This window comes from Kitasatospora sp. cg17-2 (genome assembly GCF_054031055.1).
Map to the genome: position 1 here is coordinate 6,212,731 of NZ_CM132923.1, position 16,532 is coordinate 6,229,262.

8 protein-coding genes are annotated in these 16,532 nt (G+C 73.5%); 1 reads left to right on the top strand and 7 read right to left on the bottom strand.

Annotation, left to right across the window (positions count from 1 at the left end; genetic code table 11):
* Positions 1-63: 63 nt before the first annotated feature.
* From glgB to ACW14Y_RS26285, 4 genes are all read right to left on the bottom strand, one after another.
* Complete coding sequence (gene glgB, locus ACW14Y_RS26270; RefSeq protein ID WP_456983639.1) at positions 64-2,505, bottom strand: 1,4-alpha-glucan branching protein GlgB; 2,442 nt, start codon at positions 2,503-2,505, stop codon at positions 64-66.
* 200 nt (positions 2,506-2,705) lie between these two features.
* A complete protein-coding gene (locus ACW14Y_RS26275; RefSeq protein WP_266312965.1) occupies positions 2,706-4,196 on the bottom strand; it encodes a maltokinase N-terminal cap-like domain-containing protein in 1,491 nt (496 codons plus the stop codon).
* 242 nt (positions 4,197-4,438) lie between these two features.
* Positions 4,439-6,163 (bottom strand): maltose alpha-D-glucosyltransferase, encoded by a 1,725-nt coding sequence (gene treS, locus ACW14Y_RS26280; RefSeq protein ID WP_266271543.1) that lies wholly within the window; start codon positions 6,161-6,163, stop codon positions 4,439-4,441.
* Positions 6,160-8,115, bottom strand: coding sequence for an alpha-1,4-glucan--maltose-1-phosphate maltosyltransferase (locus ACW14Y_RS26285; protein ID WP_456988255.1), 1,956 nt, complete (start codon positions 8,113-8,115; stop codon positions 6,160-6,162). Before ACW14Y_RS26285 ends, treS begins: the two co-directional genes overlap by 4 nt.
* 1,038 nt (positions 8,116-9,153) lie before the next feature.
* On the opposite strand from ACW14Y_RS26285, the gene glgP reads away from it, so the two are divergent.
* Entirely contained in the window at positions 9,154-11,817 is a 2,664-nt protein-coding gene (glgP, locus tag ACW14Y_RS26290; protein ID WP_380388764.1) for an alpha-glucan family phosphorylase, read from the top strand.
* Positions 11,818-11,937: 120 nt separating this feature from the next.
* Here the strand turns inward: glgP and ACW14Y_RS26295 are convergent, their stop codons facing one another.
* The 3 genes from ACW14Y_RS26295 to ACW14Y_RS26305 form a co-directional block, all read right to left on the bottom strand.
* Entirely contained in the window at positions 11,938-12,690 is a 753-nt protein-coding gene (locus ACW14Y_RS26295; RefSeq protein ID WP_380388766.1) for a class I SAM-dependent methyltransferase, read from the bottom strand.
* A gap of 125 nt (positions 12,691-12,815) precedes the next feature.
* Positions 12,816-14,669: an ABC transporter ATP-binding protein gene (locus ACW14Y_RS26300; protein ID WP_380439539.1), complete on the bottom strand. Its 1,854-nt coding sequence runs from the start codon at positions 14,667-14,669 to the stop codon at positions 12,816-12,818.
* Positions 14,666-16,525, bottom strand: a complete 1,860-nt coding sequence (locus tag ACW14Y_RS26305) for an ABC transporter ATP-binding protein (protein ID WP_456983640.1) — start codon at positions 16,523-16,525, stop codon at positions 14,666-14,668. The genes ACW14Y_RS26300 and ACW14Y_RS26305 overlap by 4 nt, the downstream gene beginning before the upstream one ends.
* Between the last annotated feature and the right edge of the window lie 7 nt (positions 16,526-16,532).

The following is a 16,532-nucleotide window of genomic DNA, read 5'->3' on the forward strand; positions in this document are numbered from 1 at the left end:
CCCCGCGGGCCGGTGAGGGCTTCCTGCCTCACCGGCCCGGGGCCCTGAGCCCGGAGCGGCCCGTCAGACCGGGCGGAGCCAGATGGTCGACAGCGGCGGCAGCACCAGCTCCGCGCTGCGCGGCTGGCCGTCCCACTCGACGGCCTCCGACTTCACCGGGTGGGAGTTGGCGATCCCGCCGCCGCCGTAGGCCGCGGCGTCGGTGTTGAGGGCCTCCTCCCACAGCTGGTCCCGTCCGCTCAGCCGGGGCAGGCCGACCCGGCGGCCGTGCCGGACGACGGGGGAGAAGTTGCAGACCGCGACCAGCGGCGTGCCGTCGGCGGCGTACCGGACGAAGGAGAGCAGGTTGTCCTCGGCGGCGCCGCCGTCGAGCCAGCTGAAGCCGGCCGGGACGCTGTCCTGCTCCCACAGGGCCGGGGTCTCCAGGTAGCGCCCGTTGAGGTCGCGGACGAGGCGGCGCACGCCGAGGTGGTCCCGGTGGGCCGGCCACTGCTCGTCGAGCACCCACCACTGCGGGCCCTGCTCGTGGTCCCATTCGGCGCCCTGGGCGAACTCCTGCCCCATGAAAAGGAGTTGCTTGCCGGGGTGGGCCCACATGAAGCCCAGGTAGGCGCGGTGGTTGGCGCGCTGCTGCCACCAGTCGCCGGGCATCTTGGAGACGAGCGCCTGCTTGCCGTGCACCACCTCGTCGTGGGAGATCGGCAGGATGTAGTTCTCCGACCAGGCGTACACCATCGAGAAGGTGATCTCGTTGTGGTGGAACCGCCGGTGCACCGGGTCCTTGCCCATGTAGACCAGCGAGTCGTGCATCCAGCCCATGTTCCACTTCAGGCCGAAGCCGAGCCCGCCCCGGTCGGTGGGCCGGGTGACGCCGTCCCAGGCGGTGGACTCCTCGGCGACGGTGATCACCCCCGGGCAGCGCCGGTAGACGGTGGCGTTCATCTCCTGGAGGAAGGCGGCCGCGTCGAGGTTCTCCCGCCCGCCGTACTGGTTGGGGGTCCAGGCGCCGCCCTCGCGCGAGTAGTCGAGGTAGAGCATCGAGGCGACGGCGTCCACCCGCAGGCCGTCGACGTGGAACTCCTCGCACCAGTAGACCGCGTTGGCCACCAGGAAGTTGCGCACCTCGACCCGGCCGTAGTCGAACTCCAGCGTGCCCCAGTCCGGGTGCTCGGCGCGCAGCGGGTCGGCCGGCTCGTACAGCGGCTCGCCGTCGAAGCGGGCCAGCGCGAAGTCGTCCTTGGGGAAGTGCGCGGGCACCCAGTCGACGATGACGCCGATGCCGTGCCGGTGCAGGGTGTCGACCAGGAAGCGGAAGTCGTCCGGGCTGCCGAGCCGGGAGGTGGGCGCGTAGTAGCCGGACACCTGGTAGCCCCAGGAGCCGCCGAAGGGGTGCTCCATCACCGGCATGAACTCCACATGGGTGAAGTTCAACTCCTTCAGGTAAGCCGGGAGTTCGGCGGCGATGGCGCGGTAGTCGGTGAGGTCCGGCCGCCAGGACGCCAGGTGCAGCTCGTAGACCGACATCGGGGCGCGGTGGTGCGCGGTGCGGGCCCGGCGGGCCATCCACTCGCCGTCCTCCCAGCGGTAGGAGGAGCTGGTGACGACCGAGGCGGTGCCGGGCGGCAGCTGTGCGGCCCGGGCCAGCGGGTCGGCCTTGTCCAGCACCCGGCCGTGCCGGGTGTGGATCTCGTACTTGTAGTGGTCGCCCTCGCCGAGGCCGGGGACGAAGAGCTCCCAGACGCCGGAGGAGCCGAGCGAGCGCATCGGGTGCCCGGTGCCGTTCCAGTGGTTGAAGTCGCCGATCAGCCGCACTCCGGCGGCGTTCGGCGCCCAGACCGCGAAGGCGGTGCCGGCCACCCCGCCGACGGTGCGTACGTGCGAGCCGAGGGCCTGCCAGAGCTGCTCGTGCCGGCCCTCGGAGATGAGGTGCAGGTCGAGTTCGCCGAGGGTGGGCGGGGTGCGGTAGCCGTCGTGCTGGCGCAGCGGCTCGGCGTCCGGGTACTCGACCAGCAGCCGGTAGTCGGGGGCCTCGGGGGCGGCCAGCAGGCCGGTGAACAGGCCGCCCTGCTGGTGGGTGAGCTCGACGGAGCCCTGGTCGGTCTCCACCAGGACCCGGTCGGCGAACGGGCGGAGCACCCGGATCGCGGTGCCGCCGTTGACGGGGTGGGCGCCGAGCAGGGCGTGCGGGTCGTGGTGCTGGCCGCCGACCAGCCGGTCCACCTCGCCGGGCGGCAGCGGGGCCTCGGGCAGCCGAAGCGCCCCGCCGGCCGCGGGGGCGGCCGCCTCGCCGACGGACTCGGACGCGGACACCGATGCGGGTACGGACGCCGAGGCGGGTGCGGGTGCGGGTGCGGGCGGGGGCACGGCGGCCGAGGGGGCGGGCCCGGTCGGCTCCGGCTCGGCCCGCCGGGCGGTCGCGGGGTCGCGCGCGGGGGCGTCCGGGCCGGCCAGGAAGGTGGCCGGCACGGTGCGGGTGGTGCGGCCTGGCGGGTCGAGCGGCGTCACGGCGAGGACCTCCTGGGGCGGGGCGCGGAATCGGGGGAGGGGCGGCGGATGCGGAGCGGCGGCGGGTCCGTCGGCGCCGGAGCGGGGAGGGGGAGGGGCTCCGGCGGCAGGACGGGAGGGGTGGAGGGGCGGAGGGGGCGGCCCCCGGTGGGGCGGGGACCGGACCGGCCGACGAGGGGGCGCGGCGGGCGGGACGCGGATCAGCCGGTGACGGCGAGCCGGTTGATCGCGGCCAGCGGGATCGGCAGCCAGCTCGGCCGGTGCCTGGCCTCGTAGACCACCTCGTACACCGCCTTGTCGATCTCCAGCGCGCGCATCAGCTCCGGCGAGGCCGCCGGGTCGGTGCCGCCGCCCGCGGTGTAGCCGGCGCAGAAGGCGGTGCGGTTGCGCTGCGCCCAGGCGGCGGCGAGGTGCGCGAGTTCCGGGTCGGACGGCCCGCCGGCCAGCAGGTGGGCGGCGGCGTAGTCGAACGAGCGGAGCATCGCGGCGACGTCCCGCAGCGCGGTCTGCGGTTCGCGCCGTTCCGCGACCGACTTGGCCGGCTCGCCCTCGAAGTCCAGCAGGACCCAGCCGTGCGGGGTGCGCATGGCCTGGCCGAGGTGCAGGTCGCCGTGGATCCGCTGGACCGCCAGGCCGTCCGGGTGGGCGTCGGCCATCTGGCCGAAGGCCGAGCGGAGGGCGCCCCGGTAGCGCATCAGCCCCGGGACGGCGGCGACCGCGCTGTCCAGCCGGTCGGCCATCGCGGTGGCCAGCTGCCGGGTCTGCCCCCGGTCCAGCCGGGCCACCGGCATCGACCGGGAGAGCACCCGGTGGACCTCGGCGGTGGCCCGGCCGAGCCGGTGCGCCTCGATCGCGAAGTTGCCGGGGGAGGGGTCGCCCTTCAGCCGGCCGACCTGGTCGAGGGCGAGCTCCCAGCCGTCCTCGGCCTCCGGGAGGTAGCGCTGGAGCAGCCCGAGGGTGGCCGGCTCGGTGCGCTCCAGCCGGCTCTCGAACCAGGCGGCGACCCGGGGGATGCGGGTCGAACCGGCCCGGGAGAGCGCGAGCGAGAGTTCCAGATCGGGGTTGGTGCCGGGGTGGACGCGGCGGAACAGCTTCAGGATGTACGAGGTGCCGTAGATGACGGAGCTGTTGGACTGCTCGGCGGTGGAGGCGCGCCCGGGCAGGTTGGTGGGCAGCCCGGAACCGGGGGTGCGGCGGAACGACAGCGCGCCGAACCGGTCGCCGGTGGCCAGGTGCTCCAGCAGCCGCCCGGTGAGCTCGGGGTCGTGCACCGCGTCGATCAGCGTCGCCCCGTCGTACGGGCCCTGGGTGAGCCGGCCGAGGACGGCGGTCGGCTCGATGCCGGCCGGGCCCTGCGAGCGGATGCCGAGCAGCAGTTGGTACAGGTCGCCGTGCGGCACACCGGCGGTGGCGGCGTGCTCGACCCGGAGCAGCAGGTGCAGCAGGGCGGGGTCGCCGACCTGGAGGGGGGTGCCGACCACGGGGGTCAGGCCGGTGATCGGGCGCCCCTTCCCGGCGTACCAGCGCTGGGTGGGTAGCCACTCGGCGATCAGCGGCAGCGCCGCCTGGACGAGTTCGCTCACCCCCAGGGCGGTCCTCCGGACCCCGGTACCCCGCGGGACGGCCGGCGCGGCGGAGCCGGCGGAGGCGTCCTGGTGCAGGGGGACTTGCGAACGGGAGGTTTCGGACATGACTCCCTTTCCCCGGAGGAGCTGGGCGGATCGCCCGACGGGTCTGGCCGGGTCCGTCAGTCTTCCGGATTGCGGCGGCGCGGCGGCGCGGCACGCGAGCGCTGGGCCCGGGTGTCACGCCTTCGTGTGGGTGGCCGTTGGGCTGTTCTCCGTACGCGGTGGTGCAGAGACGACCGGGGGCGCGGGGTACGAACTCGCGCCCCCGGAGGGTTCGGTGGGATCCGCCGGCGGCTGCCGGATCGTTACTTCGACCGCGGGATTCCGCTCGGCCGGGCGGGCCGGCGGAGCTGGAACCAGTAGAAGCCGTGCCCGGCCAGGGTGAGCAGGTACGGCCACTCGCCGATCGAGGGGAAGCGCACCCCGCCGATCAGCTCGACCGGATTCCGTCCGCCGTACCGCCGCAGGTCCAGTTCGGTCGGCTGCGCGAACCGCGAGAAGTTGTTCACGCACATGACCAGGTCCCCCTCGTACTCACGGACGAAGGCCAGCACCGCGGGGTTGCTGGAGGGCAGTTCGGTGTAGCTGCCGAGGCCGAACGCCGGGTTGAGCTTGCGGATCTCGATCATGCGACGCGTCCAGTGCAGCAGCGAGCTCGAACTGCTCTGCTGCGCTTCGACGTTGGTCACCTGATAGCCGTACACCGGATCCATGATGGGCGGCAGACTGAGCCTGCCCGGGTCGGCGGAGGAGAAACCCGCGTTGCGGTCCGGGGTCCACTGCATCGGGGTCCGGACGCCGTCCCGGTCGCCCAGCCAGATGTTGTCCCCCATGCCGATCTCGTCGCCGTAGTAGAGCACCGGCGAACCGGGCAGGGAGAGCAGCAGGGCGGTGAAGAGCTCGATCTGGTTGCGGTCGTTCTCCAGCAGCGGGGCGAGCCGTCGGCGGATGCCCACGTTGGCGCGCATCCGCGGGTCCTTGGCGTACTCCGCGTACATGTAGTCGCGCTCCTCGTCGGTGACCATCTCCAGGGTCAGCTCGTCGTGGTTGCGCAGGAAGATCCCCCACTGGCAGCCGTGCGGGATGTTGGGCGTCTTGGCGAGGATCTCCGAGACGGGGTAGCGGGACTCCCGGCGGACCGCCATGAAGATCCGCGGCATCACCGGGAAGTGGAACGCCATGTGGCACTCGTCGCCGCCGGAGGCGAAGTCGCCGAAGTAGTCGACGACGTCCTCCGGCCACTGGTTGGCCTCGGCGAGCAGCACGGTGTCCGGGTAGTCGGCGTCGATCTCCTTGCGGACCCGCTGCAGGAACTCGTGGGTCTCCGGGAGGTTCTCGCAGTTGGTGCCCTCCCGGGCGAACAGGTACGGCACCGCGTCCAGCCGGAACCCGTCGATGCCGAGGTCCAGCCAGAACCGCAGCCCGGCGATCATCTCGTCCTGGACCCGGGGGTTGTCGTAGTTGAGGTCGGGCTGGTGGGAGAAGAACCGGTGCCAGAAGTACTGCTTGCGCACCGGGTCGTAGGTCCAGTTGGAGGTCTCGGTGTCGACGAAGATGATCCGGGCGTCCGGGTACTGCTTGTCGTCGTCGGCCCACATGTAGAAGTCGCCGTACGGGCCGTCCGGGTCCTCCCGGGAGGCCTGGAACCACGGGTGCTGGTCGCTGGTGTGGTTCATGACGAAGTCGATGACCACGCGCATGCCGCGGGCGTGCGCGGCGTCGACGAACTCCATGAAGTCGGCGAGGTCGCCGAACTCCGGCAGCACCGACTTGTAGTCGGACACGTCGTAGCCGCCGTCGCGCAGCGGCGAGGCGAAGAACGGCGGCAGCCAGAGGCAGTCGACCCCGAGCCACTGCAGGTAGTCGAGCTTGGCGGTGAGCCCCTTGAGGTCTCCGACCCCGTCGCCGTTGCTGTCCTGGAAGGACCGCACCAGCACCTCGTAGAAGACCGCACGCTTGAACCACTCGGGGTCCAGGTTCTTCTTCGAGGTCTCGGGGAAGGTGTCGGGGACGGGCTCGTTGACTGTCACGCTGGGTTCCTCCGAACCGTGAGGAGGTGGGCCGGCTCGGCTGAGGGGTCGAGCCGGACGTAGTTGTGCCGGCCCCAGGTGTAGGCGGCGCCGGTGAGCTCGTCGTGGACCGCGTACGGCCCGTCCCCGTCCAGGGTGACGGTGGCCTCCTGGGTGCGGTGCGGATCCAGGTTGACCACGGTGATGAGGTGGTCGGTGAGGCCGTCGGGCGTCGGGGCGGTCTTGGAGTAGGCGAGCACCTGGTCGTTGTCGGTGGGGTGGAAGCGCAGTGAACGCAGCTGCTGGAGGGCCGGGTGACGGCGGCGCAGCCGGTTCAGGACGGTGAGCAGCGGGGCGAGGGTGTCGGTGCGGCTCCAGTCCCGGGGGCGCAGTTCGTACTTCTCCGAGTGCAGGTACTCCTCGGAACCGGGGTGGGCCGGCTCGTTCTCGTAGAGCTCGTAGCCGGCGTACACGCCGTAGCTGGGGGAGAGGGTGGCCGCCAGGACGGCACGGATCGCGAACGCGGCCCGGCCGCCGTCCTGGAGGTAGGCGTGCAGGATGTCCGGGGTGCTGGCGAAGAAGTTGGGGCGCATGTAGGCCGCCGCGTCACCGGTGAGCTCGGTGAGGTACTCGGTGAGTTCGGCCTTGGTGTTGCGCCAGGTGAAGTACGTGTACGACTGGTGGAAACCGATCTTCCCCAGGGTGTGCATCATCGCCGGACGGGTGAAGGCCTCGGCGAGGAAGACCACGTCCGGGTCGGTGCGCGCGATGTCGGCGAGCACCCGCTCCCAGAAGAGCACCGGTTTGGTGTGCGGGTTGTCGACCCGGAAGATCCGCACCCCGTGCGCCATCCAGAACCGGAGGACCCGGATCGTCTCCTTGACGATTCCGTCCATGTCCTGGTCGAAGTTGATCGGATAAATATCCTGATATTTCTTCGGAGGATTCTCGGCATAGGCGATGGTGCCGTCCGCCCGGTGACTGAACCATTCCGGATGCTTGTTCACCCACGGGTGGTCCGGCGAACACTGGAGCGCGAAGTCCAGCGCCACCTCCAGGTGCAGCGCGGTGGCCTCGGCGACGAAGTGGTCGAAGTCCTCGATCGTGCCGAGGTCCGGGTGGACGGCGTCGTGGCCGCCCTCCGGGGAGCCGATCGCCCAGGGCGAGCCGACGTCGTGCGGGCCGGCCGTCAGGCTGTTGTCCGGGCCCTTGCGGAAGGCTCGGCCGATCGGGTGGACCGGCGGCAGGTAGACCACGTCGAAGCCCATCGCGGCGACCGCCGGCAGGCGCTCGGCGGCGGTCCGCAGGGTGCCCGAGCGCGGCGGCTCCACCCCGGACGGGTCGACCACCGCGCCCTCGGAGCGGGGGAAGAACTCGTACCAGGAGCCGAACAGCGCCCGCTCCCGGTCCACCTGGAGCGGTACCGGCCGGGAGGCGCTCACCAGTTCGCGCAGCGGGAAGCGGCCCAGCAGCTCCTGCACCTCGGGGGCGAGGGCGGCGGCCAGCCGGGACAGCGGCGGCAGGGCCGGGTCGCGCAGCGCCTCTGCGGCCGCCAGCACCACCGCCCGGCCCTCCTTCTTCGGGACCCCGGCGGCGGCGCGCTCCAGCAGCTGCGCGCCCTCCTCCAGGACCAGCGCGGTGTCGACCCCGGCCGGCAGCTTGATCGCCGCCGCCCTGCGCCAGGTGGCCACCGGGTCCGACCAGGCCTCGACCAGGTACGACCAGCGGCCGGGGGCGGTCGGGGTGACGTGCGCGCCCCAGCGGTCGGAGCCCTCCGCCAGCTCGCGCATCGGGGTCCAGGGGCCGCCCCGGCCGCGCGGGTCGCGGAGCACCACGTTGGCGGCGACCGCGTCGTGCCCCTCGCGGAACACGGTCGCGGAGACCGGGAAGGACTCGCCCACCACCGCCTTGGCCGGGCGGCGGCCGGAATCGACCAGGGGGCTGACGTCCAGGACGGGGATGCGGCCGATCACGGTGTCGCTCTCTGTCGTCGTGCGGGCGGTCTTGCGGGTGGTGGCGGGCTTCGCGCGGGCCCGGCCGGCGGTGGGGCGCGCGGCGGACTTCCCGGCGGGTGCGGCGCCCCCGGCCCGGCCGGTGGCGGGTTCGGAGGCGCTCGCGCCGCGGGCGGTGGTGCGCCCGCGCGGGGTCGCGGCCCTGGTCGGGCCGGGGGCGGTCCGGCTGTCCTCGGCCCCGGGTTGTCGGGCCGGCTCGTCCGGTCGCTCCGTACGGTCTGCCCCGGCACCCCGGGGTCCCGGCATCGCCGCGTCCGTCCGAGCGTCAGAATCCATCCGTCCGGCGGATTCCGCGACCGCTGCGTCGAGGGTGTCGGCCACCGGTGTGGACTGGTCCCGCGTGTCGCCGTGCATGCCAAACTCCTGCCCGAGATCGGCGGCAGCTCCCGCGGGCCGGCAGGGCCAGGGGAGTACCGGGAGGACTGCTGGGTGGGGAGGACCTGCGACCGGAAGCCTGCCCGCGCCGCCGTTCCGGGCAACCTGCCCCGCTCCCGCCGAGCCCGTGGCGGAGGGCCCGAGAGCCCGCGCGCGTCCCGGCGCACGCCTCTCGGAGCGCGCCCCCGGTGGACCCGACCCACCCGTGAACGAGCGGGATGATCGCGAGGACACGCGGCGGTCCGCGATGGGCGCCGAATGGACCAATCAGGATGACGAACGATCAACACGAAAAGGATTCGGACGTGCTGCTTCGCGGGGGAACGCCACCCGTCTCCGCACTCCCCGCAGCATCGACGACCGCGGTTCATCCTCGCACCGGTGGCGCGGATTCCGCACCGGTCCGGCCGGAGTTTCGGAGGTGATCGGGCGCGGGCCCACCGACGGAAATGGATCTGTTCCGCCGTGTTCACGTATTGGTGGCGCGGCGCCCCGGAAAGTGCGCCTCGTGCGCCCCCCGTGCAGTCCAATGCGCCGAATGCGATCTCATCAATAGGCCGAACGGATGCCGAATAGCCCAACTGACGCACCATCATGCCATCGGGCGAGGCTACGCTTCACGCCGTGAAGGCAATCCGCAGATTCACCGTCCGCACCGTCCTGCCCGAACAACTCCAGCCGTTGCACGAGCTGGCTCTCAACCTGCGCTGGTCCTGGCACCCCGAGACCCGGGACCTCTTCCGGTCCGTGGACCCGGACGTGTGGGCCGCGACGGGCGAGGACCCGGTGCGGCTGCTCGGGGAGGTCCCGGCCGCCCGGCTCGCCGCGCTCGCCGCCGACCGCAGGTTCCTGCGCCGGCTCGGCGACCTCGCCGACGACCTGCGGGAGTACCTGGCCGGCCCGCGCTGGTACCAGACGGCGGGACAGCAGGCCGCCGCGCCGCTCCCCGCCGCCATCGCCTACTTCTCGCCCGAGTACGGCATCGCCGCCGCGCTCCCCCAGTACTCCGGCGGTCTCGGCATCCTCGCCGGCGACCACCTCAAGGCCGCCAGCGACCTCGGCGTCCCGATCATCGGTGTCGGCCTCTTCTACCGGCACGGCTACTTCCGGCAGTCCCTCGACCGGGACGGCTGGCAGCAGGAGCGCTACCCGCTGCTCGACCCGGACGAGCTGGCCGTCACCCTGCTGCGCGAGCCCGACGGCACGCCCAGCCGGGTCGACCTCGCCCTGCCCGGCGGCCGCACCCTGGCCGCGCACATCTGGAAGGCCCAGGTCGGCCGGGTCCCGCTGCTGCTGCTGGACTCCGGCATCGAGGCCAACTCGCCCGCCGAGCGGGACGTCACCGACCGGCTCTACGGCGGCGGCAGCGAGCACCGGCTGCTGCAGGAGATGCTCCTCGGCGTCGGCGGCGTCCGGGCCGTGCGGGCCTACCAGCGGCTCACCGGCCACCCCGCGCCCGAGGTCTTCCACACCAACGAGGGCCACGCGGGCTTCCTCGGCGTCGAGCGGATCCGCGAACTGGTCGCGGACGCCGGGCTCGACTTCGCGGCCGCCCTGGAGTCGGTCCGGGCCGGCACCCTCTTCACCACCCACACGCCGGTCCCGGCCGGCATCGACCGGTTCGACCGCGAGCTGGTGGCCCGGCACTTCGGCGGCGAGACCGCGCTCCCCGGCGTCCCGGTCGAGCAGGTGCTCGCGCTCGGCGCCGAGACCTGGCGCGGCGGCGACCCGAAGCTGTTCAACATGGCCGCCATGGGCCTGCGGCTGGCCCAGCGCGCCAACGGCGTCTCCACCCTGCACGGCGAGGTCAGCCGTTCGATGTTCAACGGCCTCTGGCCGGGCTTCGACGCCGCGGACGTGCCGATCACCTCGGTCACCAACGGCGTGCACGCGGCCACCTGGATCGACCCGGCGGTCGTCCGGCTCGGCGCCGCCGAGATCGGCGCCGACCGCGCCGAGGAGGCCATGACCACCGGCGAGACCAAGCGCTGGACCGGCCTGGAGCGGATCGGCAACACCGAGGTCTGGGACCTCCGCCGCACCCTGCGGGCCCAGCTGGTCGACGAGGTCCGCCACCGGCTGCGCGCCTCCTGGCACCAGCGCGGGGCCGGCGAGGCCGAACTCGGCTGGGTCTCCTCGGTGCTCGACCCGGACGTGCTCACCATCGGCTTCGCCCGCCGGGTGCCCTCGTACAAGCGGCTCACCCTGATGCTCCGCGACCCGGAGCGGCTGCGCGCCATGCTGCTGCACCCGACCAGGCCGGTGCAGATCGTGGTCGCCGGCAAGGCCCACCCGGCCGACGACGGCGGCAAGCGGCTGATCCAGCAGATGGTGGCCTTCGCCGACGACCCCGCCGTCCGGCACCGGATCGTCTTCCTGCCGGACTACGACATGGCGATGGCCCGGCACCTCTACCCGGGCTGCGACGTCTGGCTGAACAACCCGCTCCGCCCGCTGGAGGCCTGCGGCACCTCCGGGATGAAGGCCGCGCTCAACGGCTGCCTCAACCTGTCCGTGCTGGACGGCTGGTGGGACGAGTGGTTCGACGGCCAGAACGGCTGGGCGATCCCCACCGCCGACACCGGCGACGGCGTGCTCGACCCGGACAGCCGGGAGGCCGAGCGGCGCGACGACATCGAGGCCGCCGCGCTCTACGACCTGATCGAGGACCAGGTCGCCACCCGCTTCTACGACCGGGGCTCGGACGGCCTGCCGCACCGGTGGATCGCGATGGTCCGGCACACCCTGGTCACCCTCGGGCCCAAGGTGCTGGCCGGCCGGATGGTCCGCGAGTACGTCGAACGGCTCTACGCCCCGGCCGCGCAGGCCCAGCGGGAGCTGGCCGGCAGCGGGGCGCACCGCGCCGCCCGGGAGCTGGCCGGGTGGAAGGCCGGGGTGCGCGAGGCCTGGCCGGCCGTCCGGGTGGAGCACGTCGAGGCGGACTGCCCGGACGAGGCGCAGGAGCTGGGCAGCGCCCTGGCGCTGCGGGTGCAGGTGACCCTCGGCCCGCTGGAGCCGTCCGACGTCGAGGTCCAGGTGGTCTCGGGCCGGGTGGACGAGTCGGACCGGATCTCGGACGCCAGCCTGCTCGCCCTCAAGCCGGTCGGCGGGCCCGACCTCGACGGGCGGACCAGGTACGAGGGCTCCCTGGAGCTCGGCCGCACCGGGCCGTTCGGCTACACGGTGCGGGTGCTGCCCGCGCACCCCCGGCTGGCCTCGCCCGCCGAGCTGGGCCTGGTGGCGCTGCCGCCGGAGGTGCCGGGCATGGACGCGGTCCTGCTGCGCTGAGCGCGTGGGGCGGGGCGCCGGCCGGACCGGCGCCCCGCCCCGCGGACGACCTGTTCGGCGGACGGCCCGTCCGGTGGACGACCTGTTCGGCGGACGGCCCGTCCGGTGGACCGTCCGGATTCAGCGGACGGCCGCCACCATGGCGTCGGTGACCGAGCGCCAGGCCACCCCGGCCTCGGCGAAGCCGGACGCCACCAACCGCTCGGTGTGCCAGCCGGCCGGGTGGGACTCGCCGTCGGCGTGCGAGCCGTACAGCGCGTTGCGGGCGGCCACCTGGTCGGCGAGCAGCGGGTCGGCCGCGGCGGCGAGCCACCAGGACTCCCAGTCCAGGACCCCGTCGGCCTTCTCGCGCTCCTGCCGACCGTGCCGCTGGGCCCGCTCGGCGGCGTTGAGCAGCGGGACCTCCGGGTCCGGCATGTGGTCGGCGTTGAGGAACACCCCGCCGGGGCGGAGCAGCCCGGCCAGGTCGGTGTAGAGCCGGGTCAGGTCGGTGGCGGGCAGCCAGTGCAGGGCGGTGGCGGTCACCACCGCGTCGAAGGGTCCCGGCGGGAGGGCGCGGGCCCACTCCGGGTCCTTGAGGTCGGCGGTCACCAGGGTGAAGCGCTCGTCCTCGCCGAGCACGCCCCGGGCGATGGTCATCAGCGCCGGGTCCTGGTCCACGCCCACGCTGGTGGCGCCGGGCAGCCGGGCGAGCAGCCGCTCGGTGATGCTGCCGGTGCCGCAGGCGAGGTCGAGCACGCGCGGGGCCGGGCCGGTCACGGCCCCGACGAGGTCGATCATCACCCGGAACCGCTCCTCGCGGTCGGGCAGGTACCACTCCTGCTGCCGGTCCCAGCTGCGCTGCCACTGCTCCCAGTGCTGACGGTCGACCATGCTCGTTCCCCTTCGCGGACCCGGAGGCGGTAAGTCCCGAGAACGACCATAGACCCTTTCGGTAATGGACGAAAGGGTCTATGGACTGTTACTCGCGAAGGTGCGGGAAGGCCGCGGGCCGGGGGTCAGACCAGGCTGTCCCGCCAGGCCCGGTGCAGCAGGGCGAAGCGTCCGGCGCCGTCGATCAGCTCGCGCGGGCTGCCGTCCTCCACGATCCGGCCCTGCTCCATCACCAGCACCCGGTCCGCGATCTCCACGGTGGACAGGCGGTGGGCGATGATCACGGCCGTCCGTCCGGCCAGCACGGTGCGCATCGCCCGCTGCACCGCCTGCTCGCCGGGCACGTCCAGCGAGCTGGTGGCCTCGTCGAGGATCAGCACCGCCGGGTCGGCGAGCAGCGCGCGGGCGAAGGCCACCAGCTGCCGCTGGCCGGCCGAGATCCGCCCGCCGCGCTTGCGCACGTCGGTGTCGTAGCCGTCCGGCAGCTCGGCGACGAAGGCGTGCGCCCCGATCGCCCGGGCCGCCTCCTCGACCTCGGCCCGGGTGGCACCGGGCCGGCCGATCGCGATGTTCTCGGCGACGGTGCCGGAGAACAGGAAGGACTCCTGGGTCACCATCACCACCCCGCGCCGCAGCTCGGGACCGGCGAGGTCGCGCAGGTCCACCCCGTCCAGGGTGATCCGGCCCTCGGTCGGGTCGTAGAACCGGGCCAGCAGCTTGGCCACCGTCGACTTGCCGGCCCCGGTCGCGCCGACCACGGCGACGGTCTGCCCGGCCGGCAGCTCCAGGTCGAACGGCGGCAGCACCTCCTTGCCGGTGCGGTACGCGAACCGGGTCTTCTCGAAGCGCACCTCCCGGCCGGTCAGGGTCGAGGCCGGCAGCTCCTTCGGCTCCGCGGGCTCGGCGACGGTCGGCTCGTGGGCCAGCAGGCCGGCGATCTTCTCCAGGGCGGCGGCGGCCGACTGGTAGCTGTTGAGGAACATCGCCAGCTGGTCGATCGGGTCGAACAGCCGGCGCAGGTAGAGCACGAAGGCGGTCAGCACGCCCAGTTCGACGGCGCCGTCGGTGACCAGCCAGGCGCCGAGCAGCAGCACGCCGGTGCTCCACACATTGGCCGTCCCCCGGGACAGGCCGACGTACCGGGCGATCTCCAGCAGCCCGTCCGCGGTGGCGGTGGCCGACTGCCGGTTCACCACGCCGAACGCCGCGTCGTTGGCCCGCTCGCGGCGGAACGCCTTGACCGGGCGGATGCCGTTCATGGTCTCGGTGAAACGGACGATCAGCGAGGCCGCGGCGGTGCGCGAACGCCGGTAGACCCGGCGCGAGCGGCGCCGGAACGAGCGGGCGATCAGCCACAGCGGCAGGAAGGAGGCCAGCGAGGCCAGACCGAGCCGCCAGTCCAGCACCAGCAGGATGACCGAGATGGAGCAGACCGAGAGGAAGACCGTCAGCAGCTCCTGGAGGCCCTCGGAGAGCAGCTCGCGCAGCGCGTCCACGTCGCTGGTGGCGCGGGAGATGATCCGGCCCGAGGTGTAGCGCTCGTGGAAGTCCAGGCTGAGCCGCTGGGCGTGCCGGAAGATCCGCCCGCGCAGGTCCAGCAGGATGTCCTGGTTGACCCGGGCGCTGATCTTGATGAACGCCCACTGGAGCACGGTGCCGAGCAGCGCGCAGCCCAGGTAGGCGGCCACCACCGCGACCAGCGGTCCGGAGTCGTGCTCGCGCAGGGCGGGGATGCCCCGGTCCATCGCGAAGGCGACCAGCAGCGGTCCGGCCTGCAGCGCGGCCTGCTGGAGCAGGATCACCGCCATGGCGGTGGCGATCCGGCCCCGGTGCGGGCCCAGCAGCGAGCGCAGCAGGGCGCGCGGCGCGCCGGGCGGGACGGGGATGTCCTCCTCGTCGGTCGGCGGGGCCGGCAGCTCCTCCTCGTCCGGTGCGTCCGGATCGGTGCGCGCGGCGGCGGGTTCGACGGTGGTGGTCATCGGGCGGTGCTCCCCTCGGGGACGAGGGCGGCCTCGCCCGACATCAGTTCGCGGTAGCGCGCCGAGTCGCGCAGCAGCTCCTGGTGGGTGCCGACGGCCTCGATCCGGCCCTCGGCGAGGACGGCGACCCGGTCGGCGAGCAGCACGGTGCTCGGCCGGTGCGCGACCACCAGGGCGGTGGTGGCGGCGAGGACCTGGCGCAGGGCGCGCTCGACCAGCGCCTCGGTGTGCACGTCCAGCGCCGACAGCGGGTCGTCGAGCACCAGGAAGGCCGGGTCGCCGACCACGGCACGGGCCAGCGCGAGCCGCTGGCGCTGGCCGCCGGACAGGCTGAGGCCCTGCTCGCCGACCTCGGTGGCGACGCCTTCCGGCAGCTTCTCGACGAAGCCGGCCTGGGCGGTGGCGAGCGCGGTGCGCAGCCGTTCCTCGTCCGCGCCGGGGGCGCCCATCAGCACGTTCTCCCGGACGGTGGCGGAGAACAGGGTGGGCTCCTCGAAGGCGACCGCGACCAGCTCGCGCAGCCGGGTGCGGTCGAACTCGCGGATGTCCCGGCCGTCGAGGGTGATGCTGCCGCCGGTGGTCTCGTAGAGGCGGGGGAGCAGGGCGGTGAGGGTGGTCTTGCCGCTGCCGGTGGCGCCGACCAGGGCCATCGTCTCGCCGCTGCGGATGTGCAGGTCGACGCCGCGGAGCAGGTCGGGGGTGCCGGCCGGGGCGTCGGGGTAGCGGAACCGGACGCCGGTGAGCCGGATGCCGTCCTGGACGTCGGCGGTGCCGGCGGAGCCGCCCGCGGGGGCCTCGGCGGCCTCCGCCTCGGGCTCGTCCAGTACCTCGAAGAAGCGGTCGGTGGCGGTGGCGGACTCGTTGGCGTAGGCGAGCAGCCAGCCCAGCGACTCGACCGGCCAGCGCAGCGCGAGCGCGGTGGACAGGAAGGCGACCAGGGTGCCGGCGGACAGCTGGTCCTGGGCGACCAGGTGGACGCCGACCGCGAGGGCGCAGCCGAGGGCCAGCTCGGGCAGGCCGACGATGACCGACCACAGGTTGGCGAGCAGTCCGGCCTTCCGCAGCTCGGTGCGGCGCAGTTGCCGGGAGTGCTCGCGGAAACGTTCCGCCATGGAGCGGTGGCGGCCGAAGGCCTTGAGGATCCGGATGCCGAGCACGGACTCCTCGACCACGGTGGCGAGGTCGCCGTTCTGGTCCTGGGCGCGGCGGGCGGCGCCCGAGTAACCGGCCTCGAAGCGGCGGGTGAGGATCAGCAGCGGGACGGCCGGGCCGAGCACGATCAGTGCCAGCCGCCAGTCCTGGGTGAACATCAGCACGGTGCCGACCAGGAAGGTCACCGTGTTGACGATCAGGAAGACCAGCGGAAAGGCCAGGAACAGCCGCATGGTGTACATGTCGGAGGTGGCCCGGGAGAGCAGCTGGCCGGAGCCCCAGCGGTCGTGGAAGGACACCGGCAGCCGCTGGAGTTTGGCGAAGAGGTCGCCGCGCATCGCCGTCTCGACGCCGGACAGCGGCCGGGCCAGCACCACCCGGCGGGTGTAGAACAGGGCGGCCTCGGCGAGGCCGAGCACGAGCAGCAGGGCCGCCGGGGCCCAGAGGCCGTCGAGGTCGCGCTCGGCGATCGGGCCGTCCACGATCCGGCCGAGCACGGTCGGGACCAGCAGGGCGCAGAGGGAGGCGAGCATCGCGGCGGTGACCGAGACGGTCAGCCGGGCGCGGATCGGGCGGACGTAGGGCCACAGGCGCAGCAGCGAGCGCACCGTCGACCGGCGGGGGGCGGGCGGCTCACTGCCGGGCTCGGTCTCGGAGCCGGTCTCGGAGTCGGGGGCGGTGTCGGGGGCTTGGTTCTCGGCCATCGCGGTG

Bases quoted from the DNA above. Each gene is read 5' to 3' on its own strand.
- ACW14Y_RS26275 (WP_266312965.1), bottom strand. From the start codon at position 4,196: ATGTCCGAAACCTCCCGTTCGCAAGTCCCCCTGCACCAGGACGCCTCC.
- ACW14Y_RS26295 (WP_380388766.1), bottom strand. From the start codon at position 12,690: ATGGTCGACCGTCAGCACTGGGAGCAGTGGCAGCGCAGCTGGGACCGG.
- ACW14Y_RS26300 (WP_380439539.1), bottom strand. From the start codon at position 14,669: ATGACCACCACCGTCGAACCCGCCGCCGCGCGCACCGATCCGGACGCA.
- ACW14Y_RS26305 (WP_456983640.1), bottom strand. From the start codon at position 16,525: ATGGCCGAGAACCAAGCCCCCGACACCGCCCCCGACTCCGAGACCGGC.